The sequence below is a fragment of the Shewanella oncorhynchi genome (assembly GCF_012584455.1).
Taxonomy (GTDB): Bacteria; Pseudomonadota; Gammaproteobacteria; order Enterobacterales; family Shewanellaceae; genus Shewanella; species Shewanella oncorhynchi.
Genome location: NZ_JABAEB010000001.1, coordinates 282,613 through 300,063, shown reverse-complemented (window position 1 = coordinate 300,063; position 17,451 = coordinate 282,613). Strand labels below are relative to the sequence as shown.

The window sequence follows — 17,451 nt, the reverse complement described above, 5'->3', positions numbered from 1 at the left end:
GGTATACCACGAATAGGAAACCGCGAAATCTATGCTAATCAAACGCATATGCTTCGCAATCATGGCACTAGTCATTATGACCAGCGCTGGTTGCGGTTTTAAGCTTCAACGCAGTTATCAGATCCCTGATGCCCTCAATCATTTGAGTTTGAGCAGTGTGGATGAATACAGTGAACTCACTCGTTTGGTGCGTGAACGCCTGCGCTTGAACAATATCCAAGTTGTCGACGCCGCAGATAATGTTCCAGTATTAAGATTAATCACCGACTCCCTTGAACGCTCGACCTTATCTTTGTACCCCACAGGTAACGTCGCCGAGTATGAGCTGATTTATTTAGTCGAATTTGCTGTGGCATTGCCGGGCAAAGAAGCGCAGCCTTTCAAGGTTGAAATTCGCCGCGACTACTTAGACGATCCACGTACCGCATTGGCAAAGAGCCGTGAAATGGAATTGCTGACGAAGGAAATGCGTATCCAAGCTGCCGATCGTATTCTGCAAGCAATGGCCAGTACTGAGGTGAATTAATGCGGGGCTATCATTAAATGAGAGTCTATCCAGACCAACTCTCCCGCCACCTTAACCAGTTATTTCCTTGTTATCTGATTTTTGGGGATGATCCTTGGTTGATTGAAACCACCAAAGATCAGATCCGCCAATTCGCCAAGCGTCAGGGATTCGATGAAAAAGTCCAACTCATTCAAGAGACGGGCTTTAATTGGAACGATCTGACTCAGGAATGGCAGGCCATGAGCCTGTTTTCCAGTAAACGCTTGATTGAGCTAACCCTTCCCCAAGCTAAGCCCGGTGCCGAAGGCTCAAACACACTGCAAGCCCTATTGCAGACGCCCAATCCCGATATGCTGTTGATTATCGAAGGGCCAAAGCTCGCCACAGAGCAAACCAACAGTAAATGGTTTAAGACCTTAGATGCCCATGGCATGTATCTGCCCTGCGCTACGCCAGAGGGCGAGCAGTTTATGCGCTGGCTCGATGGCCGCATCAAGCACTTTAAGCTCAATCTGCAGCCTGATGCCCGTGCTATGCTGCATTCTCTGTATGAAGGGAATTTACTAGCTGCCGATCAAGCCATGCAGTTGCTGCAACTCCTGAGCCCAACAAAACCCGTCAGTGCCGACGAACTGGGCCACTATTTTGAAGATCAGTCGCGCTTCACCGTATTCCAACTCACGGATGCATTGCTGAATAATAAACAGGATAGCGCGCAGCACATGCTAGCCCAGCTCAATGGCGAAGGCACTGCCTTACCTATCCTGCTGTGGGCCTTGTTTAAAGAACTCGGTTTGTTATTCAATTTGAAATGCGAGCAAGCCCAAGGCGTTGCGCTAAGTGCACTCTGGGGTAAACATCGAATTTGGGATAAACGTAAACCACTGTATCAAGCGGCACTGCAACGACTCAGCCTTGAACAACTCGAACATATGCTCGCCCTCGCCTCGAAACTTGAGCTCAACTTAAAGCAACAGGGGAAAGAGGATTGGACTGGTCTGAGCCACCTGTGTCTGTTATTTGATCCTAGAGCCCATCGGCACTTGGCGCATATAGCCATAGACTAATCATTGATTAACCAAAGGCTTGATATGCGTATTGGTATTTTAGGCGGCACTTTCGACCCGATACACTATGGTCATATCCGTCCCGCAATTGAAGTGAAGCAAGCATTAGCCTTGGATAAAATCCTGCTGATGCCGAACCATATTCCGCCCCATAAACAGCAGCCGAACTTAACCACAACACAGCGCCTCAAAATGGTAGCTGATGTCTGTCAGCAACTCGACGGATTTGCACTGTGCGACATCGAAGCTAAACGCGACACGCCTTCCTACACAGTTGTGACGCTTGAGCAACTGAAAGCCTTACATCCGGAAGACGAGCTGTTTTTTATCATGGGGATGGACTCTTTCCTCCAATTAAAAAGCTGGTATGAGTGGCAACGCCTATTCGACTTTGCCCATCTCGTTGTCTGCCAGCGCCCGGGTTGGCAGCTCGATGCAGAACATCCTATGCAGCAGATATTGACGGCCCGCAGTCAAGCGCCCCAAGGGACAGACGAAGGTCGTACTAGCTGTGTCCATAAAAACTGTGGGCAGATTTTCCCTGTAGCGATTACACCACAGGATATTTCCTCGACGCTCATTCGTGAACAACTGGCAAAAGGCGAAATTCCCGCCGATTTACTCATGCCAGTCACGCTAGATTACATCAAAAATCAACGACTTTACTTACCTTAGCTCGAACCGTAAGCAGATATCGCCAACTCAACTGCCAATGACAATGTATTCCCAGCAGCAACACTGGTATACTACCGCGCTATTTAAAATTAATGAGGTACGCCAGCGTGCAGAGCGCGGAATTAAAACAGTTTGTTGTCGACAAGATCGACGACTTGAAAGCCAGAGACGTTGTTGTTCTGGATGTCAGCAAGCAATCTAACATCACTGACTACATGGTCATATGTTCAGGTACATCAAAGACTCACGTTAAAGCTATCGCCGAAAACCTTGTGGTTGAAGCGAAAAAAGCCGGTATTCCACCTTTAGGTGTTGAAGGCCGCGAAAGCAGCGAATGGGTTCTTGTGGACATGGGCGATGTGATCCTGCACGTTATGCAAGATCAAACCCGTGATTTCTACCAGCTTGAAAAGCTCTGGTCAGAAAAGCAAGACTGATGAAGTTACAGCTCATCGCAGTAGGAACACGGATGCCCGATTGGGTTACCCGTGGTTTCGAAGAATACCAGCGCCGTTTTCCCCGTGATATGGCGCTGGAGCTTATCGAAATACCCGCTGGAAAGCGGGGGAAAAATGCCGACATTGTCCGGATACTTCAAAAAGAAGGCGAACAAATGTTGGCGGCCATTCCCAAAGGCAATCATATTGTTAGCTTAGATCTCCCCGGCAAAAACTGGACGACCCCCGAGCTAGCAACCGCGCTGACTAAATGGCAACTCGATGGTCGCGACGTCAGTTTACTGATTGGTGGACCTGAAGGATTAGCGCCAGCTTGCAAAGAAGCGGCAAACCAAAGTTGGTGTCTTTCGGCATTAACCTTACCTCACCCACTCGTACGGGTGGTGGTTGCCGAAAGTTTGTACCGCGCGTGGAGCGTGAACACGAATCACCCCTACCATAGAGAATAGCAGGATCTTGATGTTAACGAGTGTCAACCACCCGTCATGGGATCAGCTGGAGATAGCATAAGTGTCGCCAAAAAAGCGGATAACAATGCATGATCACGCCGCCGAGGCGTCTCTTTTTAAGCGCAGGGCGCTTTTCACTTTTTTTTGCGTTTTCGCTCTATTTAGCGTACTAGTCACCAACCTTTATCATTTACAGGTTGAATCCTATAAAGATTATGCAACTCGCTCAAATGATAATCGCATCCGTGTTGTTCCAATTGCCCCTAGTCGTGGTCTCATTTACGATCGCAACGGCATACTTTTAGCTGAAAATTTACCCTTTTATTCCCTCGATCTCGTGCCCGAAAAAATCAGTAACATGTCAGAGACCTTAGATGAACTCGGCAAGTTAATTGAGATCAGTGATGATGAGCGCGAAACCTTTACTGACGCCCTGAAATTTCATCGCCGTTTCAAACCGCTAACACTGAAAAACCAGCTCACCGAAGAACAAGTGGCCATTTTCAGTGTTAACCAACACAGATTTCCGGGGATTTCGGTCGAAGCGGGTCTTAAACGTAACTATCCCTACGGCGCGCAAATCACCCATGTGCTGGGCTATGTAGGTAAAATTAACACCCGAGATCGCGCCCAACTTGAACGCAGCGATCTGTGGAAAAACTATGCGGCAACCAAAGACATTGGTAAGCAAGGCATTGAAAAATTTTATGAATCTTTGCTGCATGGTAAACCCGGACACTTAGAAGAAGAAGTGAACAACCGCGGCCGCGCCATTCGCACCTTAAAAATTGTTCCGCCAGAGCCGGGGCAAGATATTTACCTCACCTTAGATCTCAAGCTGCAACAAAAAGCGGTGGAACTACTCACAGGTCTGCGTGGTTCTATTGTTGCCATCGATCCCCGTGACGGTGGAGTATTAGCTATGGTATCGAGCCCAAGCTATGATCCAAACCAGTTTGTACAAGGCATTAATAGCAAAGATTACAGTGCGTTACTCAATGATAAATCCCGCCCTTTGATCAACCGTGCGACTCAAGGTCAATATGCACCTGCGTCTACCATCAAGCCTCACCTCGCACTGTTAGGCCTTGATGAGAAAGCCATTAGCGAGAGTACCCGAGTGTGGGATCCCGGTTTTTGGCAAATACCTGGTGTTGAACGTAAATACCGCGACTGGAAACGCTGGGGGCATGGCTGGGTCAACGTTTATAGCGCGATTGTAGAATCCTGCGATACCTTTTTCTATGAGTTAGCCTATAAGGTCGGTGTCGATCATATCGCCCGCTTTATGGAGCAATTTGGCTTTGGCCAAAATACAGGGATTGATATCTTTGAAGAATCGGCTGGCAACATGCCATCCAAGGAATGGAAACGCTTAAAGTACAATCAAGCTTGGTATATAGGCGACACCATTTCCGTCGGTATTGGCCAAGGTTATTGGACGGCAACGCCATTACAACTCGCTAATGCCGTTGGGATTATGGCCAACAAAGGCCGCCGTCTCCCGCCACATCTGCTGAGATCAATTAAAGACAATACTGCCAAAATTGACTCACCGATTAATGAGTTACCGCCAATTGAACTTAAAAACCCCCGTAACTGGAACATCATCAACGAAGCTATGCGCCAAACTGCAAATAAGTCACGCTTTACCGATGCCACTTACACTGCCGCAATGAAAACCGGTACTGCACAGGTCATCGGCGTGGCGGAAAATACTAAATACGATGCGAGTAAAATTGCCGAACATTTCCGCGATAATGCCTTAGTTGTGGCCTATGCGCCCTTCGAGGATCCTAAAATCGTCCTCGCCGTCGTGATGGAAAACGCAGGTTGGGGCGGCGCAAATGCTGGCCCAGTCGCTCGAGCTATGCTCGATGAATATATGCTTAGAGATACTTGGAAACCCATACCATGAGTACCCATAGCCAATATCAAAACATCTGGCAACGCTTGCACATAGACTTGCCATTATTGCTCGGACTATTAGCTGTGATGGGCTTTGGCCTGTTTGTCATCTATTCTGCCAGCGGTGCAGATTTAGAGATGATGGAACGACAACTATTCCGTATGGTGTTGTCGCTAGGCATCATGTTTACCATGGCACAAATCAATCCTGAAGCGCTTAAACGTTGGGCATTACCCATTTATCTTGCGGGGGTAGTCTTGCTGCTTGGGGTACACTTTTTCGGTGAAATCAATAAAGGCGCGCAGCGCTGGTTGAACTTAGGCTTTATGGAGTTCCAACCCTCAGAGCTTATTAAACTCGCCTTCCCCATCACAATGGCTTGGTATATCAGTAAGTTCCCTCTTCCCCCCAAGAAACGTTACCTCGCTGGCGCAGGAGTGATTTTACTCGTACCAACCCTATTGATCGCTAAACAACCCGACTTAGGCACCTCAATTTTGGTGGCCGCATCGGGGATTTTTGTGCTGTTTTTATCGGGTATGAGCTGGATCATTGTTGGCAGCTTTATCGCGGCAGTACTCGCCTTCCTGCCTATCCTTTGGTATTTCTTGATGCACGATTACCAAAGAACGCGGGTATTAACCTTGCTCGATCCAGAGCAAGACCCCCTCGGCGCGGGTTATCACATTATCCAGTCGAAAATCGCCATCGGCTCAGGTGGACTTTGGGGCAAAGGCTGGCTCGAAGGCACTCAATCACAGCTTGAATTTATCCCTGAACGCCATACCGATTTTATCTTTGCGGTGATCGGTGAAGAATTTGGTTTAATTGGCAGTATCTTACTGTTAATTATGTACCTTTACATCATAGGCCGTGGCTTAGTCATCGCCTCCCGCGCACAAACCAGTTTCGCTCGTCTACTGGCTGGCAGTATCACGCTGACGTTTTTCGTTTATGTTTTTGTGAATATTGGCATGGTTTCAGGTATCCTGCCCGTGGTAGGTGTACCACTGCCCCTTGTCAGTTATGGTGGAACCTCCATGCTGACATTGATGACAGGGTTTGGCATTCTTATGAGCATTCATACCCATAGACGTTTCGTAGATAGATAATTTTAGGGACTTTTTTATGCCTACTCTCCGAGCTTATTTGGCTCCACTCGGTTTACTGTGTTTAAGTTCATGCTTAGTCGCATGCACGACGGCAAATGAACCGACACCCGCGCAGGCACCCGCTTCAAGCACCCCAGTGGCTCCCGCAGTGGATAAAGTACTAGTACCCACCACTCCCGCTGAACTCAAAGAAGAGTTTATCCAAGCTCAAGTAAAACAAGGTTTTACTCGGACAGAAGTGCTCGCTTTTCTCGACAAAGCAAAATACAACCAAGGGGTTATCGATGCGATGACCCGTCCATGGGAAGCAAAACCTTGGCATGTGTATTACCCGATTTTTTTAACAGAAAAACGTCTTGATGCTGGGCTCGCTTTTTGGAAAAAACACGAGAAAACCATTGCTAAAGCGGCGGCTAAGTACCAAGTCGACCCACAGATTATCGTTGCCATTATTGGGATTGAAACCTTTTACGGCCAGTTCACAGGTAATTACCCTGTAATTGATTCCCTCTATACCTTAGGTTTTCACTATCCGCCTCGCGCCACCTTTTTCCGCAAGGAATTTGGTGAGTTGATGAAATTAGTCAAAGAAGAGCACTTAGATATCAATACCCTCAAAGGCTCCTATGCGGGTGCCATGGGTTATGGACAGTTTATTCCCTCAAGTTACCGCCATTACGCCGTCGATTTCGATAACAGTGGTAACCGCGATTTATTGCAAAGCCCAGAGGATGCGATTGGCAGTGTCGCCAATTATTTCCATGAACACGGTTGGCAAGCCAATGCTCCTGTTGCTTTACCGCTGGTCAATAGCAGCCAAACAGCGCCAAAAGCGAAAGTATGGGCAGGCGAAAAGCTCAATTATAAAGTCGCCAATATTCTAACGCCAACCTTGTCCTTGGCTGATGCGAGGGACTTGGATGTCTCGCAAAAAGCCTTACTCATTAAACTGGAACAAGCCGATCACGATGATTATTGGCTTGGTTTAAACAATTTTTATGTAATCACTCGCTATAATCGCAGTCCTTTGTATTCAATGGCCGTTTATCAATTTAGCCAACAATTAAAGGAACAGCATGCCGCTAAGAAATAATCTTTTACAGCTTGTCGCTTTGGTTGCGTGCTTCACACTTGTTGCGTGTTCTTCGAGCCCAAACCAAGCTAGCTCCAGCACAAACAAAAAAAATATGGACCCCAACAAGGGGCGCTATTCGCTAAAGAATGACAAGCTGCCACTCAATCCACCCAATGTGGACCATGTGCCAAATGCCACGCCTAAGTACGAGCCCTATAGTCGCCGCGGTAACAAGCCCTATACGGTTTACGGCGAGTCTTACACTGTGATGAACACAGGCCAAGGTTTTAGTGAAACGGGCCGTGCCTCATGGTACGGTGAAAAATTTCATGGCTATGAGACATCCAATGGCGAACCCTATGACATGTATTCCATGTCTGGTGCCCATAAAACGCTGCCACTGCCAAGTTATGCTCGGATCACTAACTTAGATAACAATAAGCAAGTGATCATTCGTATCAACGATCGCGGGCCATTCCACTCAGACCGTATTCTCGACGTCTCCTACGCTGCCGCCTATAAACTCGGCATGCTCGGCAAAGGAACCGCGCGGATCAAACTCGATGTGGTGTATGTCGGCAGTGTCGCGGCCACTAATTCGGCTATTGCCAGCGCGCAAGATACAGGTAATCATTACATTCAGTTAGTCGCATCGAAAGATAAAGCCAAACTCAATACCATGGCGAAAAATCTGGAGCGAAAATATCAGGTAAAGACCCGTGTACAAGCCGCAAACAATATGTTTAGACTACAGCTCGGCCCTATAGGCCAACCTGAATTAGCAGACAAACTGCTCAATAACGTCCAGCAAAATGGGTTTCCTGAGGGCTATATAGTCCATGAGTAATGACTGTTTGCTCGGACCAGAATTGATTTAAAAATAGAGATGAAGGAACCTTCACTAAAACCCACAGTCAGAAAGTGGTACACTGTTGGAGATCTTCTCGAATCCTTTCCATTTAATACAACCAAAAGACGTGCCAAGTTAATGATGAATTTTGTAAAAAGTCCCATTAAAACATTGCTGCTAATTTCCAGTGTGTCTCTCCCCGTTTATGCTGCGCAGCCTATTATTACACCTGATGCACCAGCAGTGGCCGCCAAGGCTTTCGTCTTGATGGATTATAATTCGGGCCAGATTATCGCTGAGAGTAACGCTTATGAAAGCCTTAACCCAGCCAGCCTAACTAAAATGATGACCAGCTATGTCATAGGTCAAGAAATCAAAGCGGGCAATGTCTCGGTCGATGATGATGTGACTATCAGTAAAAATGCCTGGTCTAAAAACTTCTCTGACTCCTCGAAGATGTTCATTGAAGTCGGTACCACCGTTAAAGTCGGGGATTTAAACCGCGGTATCATCATCCAATCGGGTAACGATGCGTGTGTGGCTATGGCAGAGCATATCGCTGGCACCGAAGGCGCCTTCGTTGACATGATGAACTCATGGACAAAACAGCTGGGTATGCGTGATAGCTACTTCGAAAACTCCCATGGCTTAGACTCAGAAAACCACAAAACAACTGCCTATGATATGGCATTGTTAGGTGCAGCCTTAATCCGCGACGTTCCAGAAGAATACCGCATCTATAGCGAAAAATTTTATACCTTCAACGGTATCAAACAATATAACCGTAATGGTTTGTTGTGGGATAACAGCATGAGCGTGGACGGTATCAAGACAGGCCACACCTCTGGTGCAGGTTACAACTTAGTCGCATCTGCAACCAAAGACGGCATGCGTTTGATTTCTGTGGTTCTGGGTACTCAAAGTGAATCAGCCCGTAAAGCTGAAAGTAAAAAGTTACTGACCTATGGCTTCCGTTTCTTTGAAACTGTCACGCCTTACAAAGCGGGTGATAGCTTCACAACCCAACAGATATGGTACGGTGACAAGAGCACTGTTGATTTAGGCGTCGCAACTGATACACCTATTACAATCAGCCGTGGCCGCGGTAAAGACTTGAAAGCAAACTTCGAATTGACTAAGCCATTAGATGCACCGTTGAAAAAAGGTGAAACTGTAGGCCGTCTATTCTTCCAACTTGATGGTAAAGACATTGCCCAGTTCCCACTGGTAACGTTGCAAGAAGTCAACGAAGGTAGCTGGTTTAGTAAATTAGTCGATTACTTTAAACAGATGTTTTCTGGATGGTTTAGCTAAGCTAAGTCCCATAAATAAAGCCACCTTAGGGTGGCTTTATTTTTTTGGGGAGTGCATCGCCCTTGAATCGGGTATAATCGCCACCATATATATCCCAATATAGCCGCTAAGAGTACTGAGTATGTTAGACACTAAATTTGATGAACTGATGGATTTCCCTTGCGCATTTCCTTTTAAGGTCGTCGGTGAAGCCCACGAAACGCTAACTGACAAAGTCGTGGCTGTGGTACAAAAACATGCACCGGGTGATTATTCACCTTCGACAAAAACGTCGAGCAAAGGTAGCTATCACTCCATTACTATCCGCGTGACAGTGACCAGCAAAGACCATATCGAAATTTTGTACACTGAACTTGCCGCCATCGAAGGCGTACGCCGCGTACTATAAATATTCCTCAAGGCCATGAAATGTGATCTGTCTTACATTTATGGTCAAGAGGCGTATAATAGCGCCACTCAATTCTAAGGGGAGAGGTTGCCCTTGCAAGACACGACTTTGCACATTCGGCATCTTGGAAAACAAGATTACGAATCAGTGTGGCATGCCATGCAGCACTACACTGACACGCGTAATAGTGAGAGCCCAGATGAGCTGTGGATAGTAGAACACCCACCCGTGTTTACCCAAGGCCAAGCTGGTAAAAGCGAGCATATTTTGAATGCTGGCGATATTCCTGTGATCCAAGTGGACCGTGGTGGCCAAGTCACTTACCACGGCCCTGGACAACTAGTGGTATATCCTCTTCTCGACATAAAACGTAGTAAAGTCGGCGTGCGTCAACTCGTTACTCATATAGAGCAAAGCATTGTCGATATGCTCGCCAAGTACGACATTAACGCTTATGCCAAGGCCGATGCGCCGGGCGTATATGTGGATGAACGTAAAATTGCCTCCCTCGGGTTACGCATCCGTAAAGGCTGTTCATTCCATGGATTAGCCCTTAATGTCGATATGGAGTTAGCACCATTTCGCCGCATCAACCCTTGTGGTTATGCCGGTCTTGAAATGGTGCAATGCAAAGCACTTGGCGGACCACAAACCGTGATTGAAGCGGGCGAGCAACTTACTATTACTTTTAGCCAATTACTGGGCTATCAACACCTAGTTCATCATCAAGGATTAGCAGCGTCATGAATAGGCCTGAACGTTTACAACCCGGAGTAAAACTAAGAGATGCCGATAAAGTGTCTCGTATTCCGGTCAAAATCGTCCCATCAGAGCGCGACACTATGTTGCGTAAACCCGATTGGTTACGGGTTAAACTGCCGGCATCGAATCAACGCATTTTAGACATCAAGCAAGCGCTGCGTAAAAATGGCCTGCACTCTGTCTGTGAAGAAGCCTCTTGCCCTAACCTCGCGGAATGCTTCAACCACGGCACAGCAACCTTTATGATTTTGGGTGCGATTTGTACTCGTCGTTGCCCATTCTGCGACGTGGCCCATGGTCGTCCGCTTAAGCCTGATGCTGAAGAGCCAGTTAAATTGGCGCAAACTATCCGCGATATGAAGCTAAAATATGTGGTGATTACCTCTGTAGATCGTGACGATTTACGTGATGGCGGCGCCCAGCATTTTGCCGATTGTATCCGCGAAATTCGCAAACTAAATCCTGACATCAAGATCGAAACCTTAGTGCCTGATTTCCGTGGTCGTATCGATGCTGCCTTAGATATTCTATCGACTGAGCCGCCTGATGTGTTTAACCACAACTTAGAAACGGCGCCCATGCATTATCGTAAAGCGCGCCCAGGTGCGAATTACCAATGGTCGCTCGATCTGCTAAAACGCTTTAAAGAACGTCATCCAAATGTGCCGACTAAATCAGGTCTGATGATGGGACTGGGTGAAACCAACGAAGAGATCGCTCAAGTACTGCGTGATCTGCGTGAACATAAAGTTGAAATGCTGACCTTAGGCCAATACCTACAGCCGTCTAAGTTCCATTTGCCGGTTGAACGTTATGTGCCACCAGCCGAGTTTGATGAGCTTAAAGCCTTAGCCGATGAGTTAGGTTTTACCCATGCAGCCTGTGGCCCATTAGTGCGCTCAAGCTACCATGCGGACCTGCAAGCCCAAGGTAAAGAAGTGAAATAACCTTCTTGCTTAGATGCAGAGCTTAGGTGATGTAGATTTCAAGGTTATTAAAATAGAAAAACAGCGCTTAGGCGCTGTTTTTTATTGGCTGTTTTTATGACAGTTGTTTATGGCTGTTATTTATGACTGTTGTTTATGAAGAGTGGTTCGTATAGCTGTCGTTTTTCGACATGAATGCTAATACTCGACTCATTCTTGGGTTATCGCTAAATCCATCAAGATAGCATCTTCTTTACCGCCCTCTATCGGGTAGTAACCTTTGCGACGTCCCGATTCAATAAAGCCAGCCTTTTGATATAAAGCACGGGCGCCGAGATTAGACTCTCGCACTTCTAACATAAGCACCACAGCGCCCGATACCTTGGCCGATGCCATCACAGCCTTGAGTAATAACTTACCGTAACCTTTACCCTGCTGACTCGGTAATAGGCAAATATCCAATAAAGTCACTTCATCGATAATTTGCTGCACTATCGCAAACCCTAAGAGTCCTTCGACGTGATAAGTATCTGAATCCGAAACGACGTCAATATTTGCCTCAGTATTTGCATCTACCTCTAAGTGAGCACTCAGCTTTAAACCTAGGACACGGTACAAGTGACCAAAACAATCGGCAAGATTCCCCTCACTCATGGGATGGCTATGGGCCAAGGATTCAAGCTGCGCCATTTGGGGAACATCTTCAAGCGTGAGAGCCACAAGATCAACAGGCAAACCTACTGTCAATTGTGCTGCGAATGGTGTCGTGAATAGACTATCTACTGGTGGGATGTTCAACGCTGGTATTCCAAAGTATTGGTTATTAATGTATTTACGAGTAAAGCTTAAGACTTGCTTGGCGCTTGGCCGCTAACTTGGTCGCGCCATTGGTAAATCTGCTGCCAGAGCGCGCTTTTAGCCTGCCAACCCACTAATAAATCGGCCAACGGCTCAGACACTAACCATGCGGTACGTGGCCTGACTTTGTGACGTCGCAGATCCCAAACGATCTGTTTACCCGTATGGGGCTCACAGTCAAAATCACATTCATCACGCTGTATGTCGATAAGCGTTAGCACAGCGTCGATAAGCGGCTCTGCTTCTGGTAACTCACCGTTTTCATCCCAAATCACTAAATAAGGTTTCACCTTAGTGTCGCGCACTCGCCAAGTTGTCACATTCATGGCGGTTAAATAGGCTGATTTATTCATTAAGGTCAGTTTTATTCAATTAAAGTATCGACTCACAATATCCCGCTAGGATAGCAGTTCTGCCATGGCATTGTTACTGCTGCACGGCGAAAGGAGATGATATCTGGCTTTATCGCTTACGAGATTTAACACTCGGAAGTTCAATCGAATTTATAGATTTATAAAATCTAATTTACTCATTTTACATTTAATATCAGAAGATTAGACTAAACACACTCAGTAAGACAATAGAAGGAAAACGCCATGATTAACATAGGTATCAATCAAGCTCACAGAGAAGAAATCGCCGCAGGGCTAAACCAACTATTGGCTGACAGCTACAGTCTTTACCTTAAGACCCATAGCTTTCACTGGAACGTTACTGGCCCAATGTTCACTAGCTTACACTTGCTATTTGAACAGCAGTATACCGAACTTGCCCTTGCGGTCGACCTTATCGCAGAGCGTGTACGTGCATTAGGCGCCAGAGCACTCGGCTCATATTCAGCTTATGCCGCGCTGACCGAGATAAAAGAAGATCAAGGTGTCACTCAAGCCGAAACCATGATCCGCGAACTATTAAGCGATCAGGAGCTAGTAATCCGCAATGCCAGAGCCTTGTATCCGCTGGTAAATCAAGCGAATGATGAGGCGACTGCGGACTTACTCACCCAGCGCATCCAACTGCATGAAAAAAATGCCTGGATGCTACGCAGCTTACTCGCAGAATAATTGCTAAATAGATTATTGCTCTGACCAAAGCAAAAAAGTCGCCAAGTAAACACTTGGCGACTTTTGCCTTTAAAGCTTGATCAAACAGAATAGATTAGAGGTACTTAATCCAAGCCTGAGTGCTGTGTTTTTTATACTCGCTAAATCGCTTAACGGGATAATACAATGCGATGGCTAACACGCCCGCGATAAACCAAACCCATCCTATATTGCTCACGCCAAAGTACTCACCATGGTTTGCGCCAAAGATGAATTTCGCTAAAGTATAAAGCAGTAACAGCACGTACAAATGTAAGATATAGAAGAACATAGGGACTGAGCCAAACACAGACAACCCATGGCCCACTCGCGCTAATCTCCCACCCACTTTCCCACTTGATGCAAAATACCGCTCAAAGGCCACTAAGCAAAAAAACATGCCGCCTAAGGTCACCAGTAAAAAGCTTAATGATGGCGGGTATTTCGTTAAATTGAATACCGACATTAAGGTTTCACCCAAATGTGCCCCCGACTGCCAAGGCAAGGTTTCGCCATAAAGGTTAAACCCACGTAGTACCGCAAAAAGTACCCAACAGCTGATCCCTAAAAACAGCAGCTTTTGCTGGCGAGCCAATGTATCAAGATGGCTTCCGTTCGGTTTATTACTAAAAAGAGGCCCTGCAACATAACCCAGTAAAATCACCCCAATCCAAGGCAGCACGGGATAACTCACCTTAACCCTAAGCGCACCTTCGCTGACGAGATAACCGCGGTCGTGCAATATGGTCCACAGACCGTAAGCCCACTCATTGGGCTGAAAACCAATTGGCGTCAACAGATTATGGCCAAAAACAATCGCAAATCCTAAAAGGGCCATCCAAGGTCTAGGCAGGTTTATCAGCGCAGCGAGCGCTAACATACTCAGACCAATCACCCAAATCACCTGCAACCAAAGGGTGTAATAGCTGACCATCCAAGAGAGGTTAGAGAAGTTAATCACTAAAATTTCCAGCGCGATTAAAAACAGCCCGCGTTTAATCAAAAACATACGTGCTGAACGTGGCTCGCCATGGCTACGATTGGCATAAAGCCATGCAGAAACCCCGGTTAAGAACACAAAGACCGGCGCACAAAAATGGGCGGCAAAGCGACTCACAAAAAGCCCCCAAGAGGTCGAACTCAAATCCATAGGATCGCTCACCTGCATGTGAAAGAAAAACCGCTCCCGCACATGGTCGAGTAACATGATAAGCATCACCATGCCGCGCATCATATCGATACTATTAATCCGGGTGCGGCCAATAGAACGACCCAGTTCTTGCTCAGCAAAACCTGAAGATAACGCTGGGTTAGCGCTGATATTAGAATTCATAGCTAACACTCACTTTAATGCTACGTGGCTCACCCGGCACGGCCCAAAGAGCGGAATAGCTACTCGCGATGTAATGTTCATCCAGTAAGTTATCCAGATTCACTCCAAGGCTTAAGTTGTCGCTTAAGTGGGTGTTCATAAACAACCCAACTAACTGATAAGAAGGCAATTGAAAACTCGGATCGGCAGAATCACCGAGACGCGAATCCACATAACGCCAGCTAAGCCCTAGATGACCATCAATAGAAAGCCTATTCAAATCCTGTTTCAGAATCACACTCGCGGTATGCTTTGGCACATTCACCAGTGGACTGCCTGCAGGAATGAGCACGCCCCAATCAGGATTCAAGCTGTCATTGGCGGTACGGGTATTAAGATAGGCATAGGATAATTTTGCTTGTAAATCCTCCGTCAGTTCGGCGGCTAAATCGAGTTCAACCCCGCTACTTTTAGCTTTACCTAAGGTGGCAGAAAAACCAACATTGATAGGATCTGAGGTCAAGATATTGCTCTTTTGGGCATCGAACACGGCTAAACTACCGTTTATAGGAAGATCGTTTAACCAAGTACCATTAAACTTCATCCCCAGTTCAACCGACTGACTCTCTTCCGCTTCGAAGGGCTTACCCGCAAAGTCAGTTCCAGAAAGCGGTAAAAAGCCTTCAGAATAAGAGCTATAGAAACTTAAGGCATCGGACCATAAATACACCAGACCCACCTTGGGGCTGACTCGACTATCGGTTTGCTCTGACAGAGTATCTTTCACGACTTCACTGATATCTTGCTGATAACTATCGAACCTTAGCCCGAGGTGCAGCTTCCACTTTTCAGTTAAATCCATTTGATCTTGCAGATAGGTCCCCCACGCCTTTTGAGTCTCGTTATTCTCATACAACAAACTCACCTCTGGCTGAGGCCCACCGTATTGAGGGGTATAGATATCGATGGCGTATTCACCTTTTTTGCCCCGATAACGATACAGTCCCGTCTTCAAATTGTAGTGATAGGCATCGGCACCGAGCAGCAAATTATGACGAATAAAACCCGTATCCACATGACCACTTAACTCTAGACGCAGCGAATTGTCCTCAGAGGCGTAGTCACGATATCTGTGCTGCCTAGTCAGCGTGCGACCATCATCAAATAGCGATTGCCGCCCCTTTACTAACTCAGCATCAGACGAATAACCCTTCAAGCTAGAGTCTCGGTAGTTATAGCCAGCAGTTAATGACCAATCATCATTTAATTCATAGTCATAGGTCAGCTGATGCCCTGTGGCATTCACCTCCGTTGCGCCATCATTAGGCTCACCTAAATAACGCGAGCGGGGTACGGTATTAATATCGTTATTGAGCACAATAATGCCGCGATCGAATAGCTGTTCCTGCTTGAGATATTCCATTTCATACAGCAAGGAAGCTTTTTCGGAAATCTGCCAACGCACAGACGGCGTAACGATTTTTTTATCGCTAAACACATAATCACGAAAACTATCGTGTTCCTGCCAAGCGCCATTAATCCGAAATGCCAAGTTATCGGTTAAACCTGAGGTCACATCACCTTCTAACCGATATTGGTCGAAACTCCCAGCCGATGCTTTTAAATAACCACTGGTTTCATATTGGGGTTTCTTAGTGACGATATTAACTGTGCCACCGGGCTCCGAGCGGCCATAAAGTGCCGAACCTGGGCCTTTTAAAATCTCGACATAGGCAACGTTTGATAAATCTCTATGACCACTAAAACCTCGGCCACCATTAAATCCATTAATTAAATACCCCGATGGCATGTTTTCGTTGCCCGGAAAGCCGCGTAGGGAAAAACTATCCCATAAGCCGCCGCCATTATTTTGCCGCGCCACACTGGCAGAATAGTCCAGTACATCTTGAAACCGCGTCAGCCCCGCGTCTTTTATCAATTGCTCGTCTAACACACTGATCGCTTGGGGAAGTTCAGTTGAGGACACATTGCCACGATAGGCTTGGCGATAGTGGATACTTAAACGTTCAATATCAGTGTCAAGCACTGCGTCACTCACAGTATCAATAGCTTGTGAACTCGATTGACTGCTTTCTGCGGCCAACAGCATTGAAATAGGATTGAACACAAACAAGGCACCCAGCAACAGCGCAGTGCGCTTAGGGACATAAAAAGAAGTCATTTTCACTCCGAAAATAAACAGCATCGGCGCCTTAGCTAAGCCAAGGCGCTCAAAGTTAATTAAGATAAATTGAATAAACAGTAACTTATGCTGTTATGGGCGGAGCACGACTATTGAAGAAACGACTAAAAGGTCGCTTAAAGGAAACGGCCTGAAACTCAACCGAAATATAACCCTGTTGAGCGAGTTGGAAATGAAAGGGGGTGCTGGTTAGCGCATGTTGCAACTGGTGCTGATGTAAGCACAGCGAACAATTGGCCTTGGAGTCTTCACTAGCATGGGAAACACTGTGAACAGCAATGGCAACAGACAATAGCACCAATATGGCAGCAAGCCATATTGCTAGGGTGCGTCTTGTTTGTATCACACTATTCAAACCCTACTTCCTCAGATAATTTGGCAGGCGATTGTATGTTAAGCACGACTAAAGTTGCAAACCGATTTACCTAAGCCGTAGGGCTTAAATGTTACAAGAGGTAACTTATCCCATGAGTCATTAGCTATGCCGTCCATAGACGATTTGC

The 17,451-nt window shown here is 46.5% G+C and carries 19 protein-coding genes; 14 read left to right on the top strand and 5 right to left on the bottom strand.

Annotation, left to right across the window (positions count from 1 at the left end):
* Positions 1 to 31 precede the first annotated feature (31 nt).
* The 13 genes from HGO26_RS01280 (at position 32) to lipA (ending at position 11,514) form a co-directional block, all read left to right on the top strand.
* Positions 32 to 526, top strand: coding sequence for an LPS-assembly lipoprotein LptE (locus HGO26_RS01280; protein WP_012089938.1), 495 nt, complete (start codon positions 32 to 34; stop codon positions 524 to 526).
* A 17-nt stretch (positions 527 to 543) separates the two neighbouring features.
* Positions 544 to 1,575: a DNA polymerase III subunit delta gene (holA, locus tag HGO26_RS01275; RefSeq protein WP_168822790.1), complete on the top strand. Its 1,032-nt coding sequence runs from the start codon at positions 544 to 546 to the stop codon at positions 1,573 to 1,575.
* A gap of 24 nt (positions 1,576 to 1,599) precedes the next feature.
* Complete coding sequence (gene nadD / locus HGO26_RS01270; RefSeq protein ID WP_168822788.1) at positions 1,600 to 2,250, top strand: nicotinate-nucleotide adenylyltransferase; 651 nt, start codon at positions 1,600 to 1,602, stop codon at positions 2,248 to 2,250.
* A 107-nt stretch (positions 2,251 to 2,357) separates the two neighbouring features.
* The gene (gene rsfS, locus HGO26_RS01265) at positions 2,358 to 2,687 is read left to right on the top strand and encodes a ribosome silencing factor (RefSeq protein WP_006082751.1); all 330 of its coding nucleotides are present in this window, start codon (positions 2,358 to 2,360) and stop codon (positions 2,685 to 2,687) included.
* On the top strand, positions 2,687 to 3,157 hold the full coding sequence (rlmH, locus tag HGO26_RS01260) for a 23S rRNA (pseudouridine(1915)-N(3))-methyltransferase RlmH (RefSeq protein WP_006082752.1): 471 nt from the start codon (positions 2,687 to 2,689) through the stop codon (positions 3,155 to 3,157). Before rsfS ends, rlmH begins: the two co-directional genes overlap by 1 nt.
* 61 nt (positions 3,158 to 3,218) lie before the next feature.
* The gene (gene mrdA / locus HGO26_RS01255) at positions 3,219 to 5,075 is read left to right on the top strand and encodes a penicillin-binding protein 2 (RefSeq protein WP_168822786.1); all 1,857 of its coding nucleotides are present in this window, start codon (positions 3,219 to 3,221) and stop codon (positions 5,073 to 5,075) included.
* A complete protein-coding gene (rodA, locus tag HGO26_RS01250; RefSeq protein ID WP_028761480.1) occupies positions 5,072 to 6,178 on the top strand; it encodes a rod shape-determining protein RodA in 1,107 nt (368 codons plus the stop codon). The genes mrdA and rodA overlap by 4 nt, the downstream gene beginning before the upstream one ends.
* Positions 6,179 to 6,194: 16 nt before the next feature.
* The gene (gene mltB, locus HGO26_RS01245; RefSeq protein WP_168822784.1) at positions 6,195 to 7,271 is read left to right on the top strand and encodes a lytic murein transglycosylase B; all 1,077 of its coding nucleotides are present in this window, start codon (positions 6,195 to 6,197) and stop codon (positions 7,269 to 7,271) included.
* Entirely contained in the window at positions 7,255 to 8,100 is an 846-nt protein-coding gene (locus tag HGO26_RS01240; RefSeq protein WP_168822782.1) for a septal ring lytic transglycosylase RlpA family protein, read from the top strand. The genes mltB and HGO26_RS01240 overlap by 17 nt, the downstream gene beginning before the upstream one ends.
* 141 nt (positions 8,101 to 8,241) lie before the next feature.
* On the top strand, positions 8,242 to 9,417 hold the full coding sequence (locus HGO26_RS01235) for a serine hydrolase (protein ID WP_028761483.1): 1,176 nt from the start codon (positions 8,242 to 8,244) through the stop codon (positions 9,415 to 9,417).
* 121 nt (positions 9,418 to 9,538) lie between these two features.
* Entirely contained in the window at positions 9,539 to 9,805 is a 267-nt protein-coding gene (ybeD, locus tag HGO26_RS01230) for a DUF493 family protein YbeD (RefSeq protein WP_006082758.1), read from the top strand.
* A 93-nt stretch (positions 9,806 to 9,898) separates the two neighbouring features.
* The gene (gene lipB / locus HGO26_RS01225) at positions 9,899 to 10,552 is read left to right on the top strand and encodes a lipoyl(octanoyl) transferase LipB (RefSeq protein WP_168822780.1); all 654 of its coding nucleotides are present in this window, start codon (positions 9,899 to 9,901) and stop codon (positions 10,550 to 10,552) included.
* Complete coding sequence (gene lipA / locus HGO26_RS01220) at positions 10,549 to 11,514, top strand: lipoyl synthase (RefSeq protein WP_028761485.1); 966 nt, start codon at positions 10,549 to 10,551, stop codon at positions 11,512 to 11,514. Before lipB ends, lipA begins: the two co-directional genes overlap by 4 nt.
* 189 nt (positions 11,515 to 11,703) lie before the next feature.
* Here the strand turns inward: lipA and rimI are convergent, their stop codons facing one another.
* A complete protein-coding gene (rimI, locus tag HGO26_RS01215) occupies positions 11,704 to 12,291 on the bottom strand; it encodes a ribosomal protein S18-alanine N-acetyltransferase (RefSeq protein ID WP_168822778.1) in 588 nt (195 codons plus the stop codon).
* Between the two features lie 47 nt (positions 12,292 to 12,338).
* Positions 12,339 to 12,704 (bottom strand): hypothetical protein, encoded by a 366-nt coding sequence (locus HGO26_RS01210; RefSeq protein WP_168822776.1) that lies wholly within the window; start codon positions 12,702 to 12,704, stop codon positions 12,339 to 12,341.
* A 243-nt stretch (positions 12,705 to 12,947) separates the two neighbouring features.
* Here HGO26_RS01210 and dpsA point away from each other — a divergent pair, with 243 nt between their 5' ends.
* Positions 12,948 to 13,415, top strand: a complete 468-nt coding sequence (dpsA, locus tag HGO26_RS01205; protein ID WP_028761488.1) for a DNA starvation/stationary phase protection protein DpsA — start codon at positions 12,948 to 12,950, stop codon at positions 13,413 to 13,415.
* A gap of 94 nt (positions 13,416 to 13,509) precedes the next feature.
* On the opposite strand, the gene HGO26_RS01200 is transcribed toward dpsA, so the two are convergent.
* The 3 genes from HGO26_RS01200 to HGO26_RS01190 form a co-directional block, all read right to left on the bottom strand.
* Positions 13,510 to 14,766 (bottom strand): acetyltransferase domain-containing protein, encoded by a 1,257-nt coding sequence (locus HGO26_RS01200; RefSeq protein WP_168822774.1) that lies wholly within the window; start codon positions 14,764 to 14,766, stop codon positions 13,510 to 13,512.
* Complete coding sequence (locus tag HGO26_RS01195; protein ID WP_168822773.1) at positions 14,756 to 16,927, bottom strand: TonB-dependent siderophore receptor; 2,172 nt, start codon at positions 16,925 to 16,927, stop codon at positions 14,756 to 14,758. Before HGO26_RS01195 ends, HGO26_RS01200 begins: the two co-directional genes overlap by 11 nt.
* An 85-nt stretch (positions 16,928 to 17,012) precedes the next feature.
* Positions 17,013 to 17,303, bottom strand: coding sequence for a DUF2607 family protein (locus HGO26_RS01190; protein ID WP_028761491.1), 291 nt, complete (start codon positions 17,301 to 17,303; stop codon positions 17,013 to 17,015).
* Positions 17,304 to 17,451 lie beyond the last annotated feature (148 nt).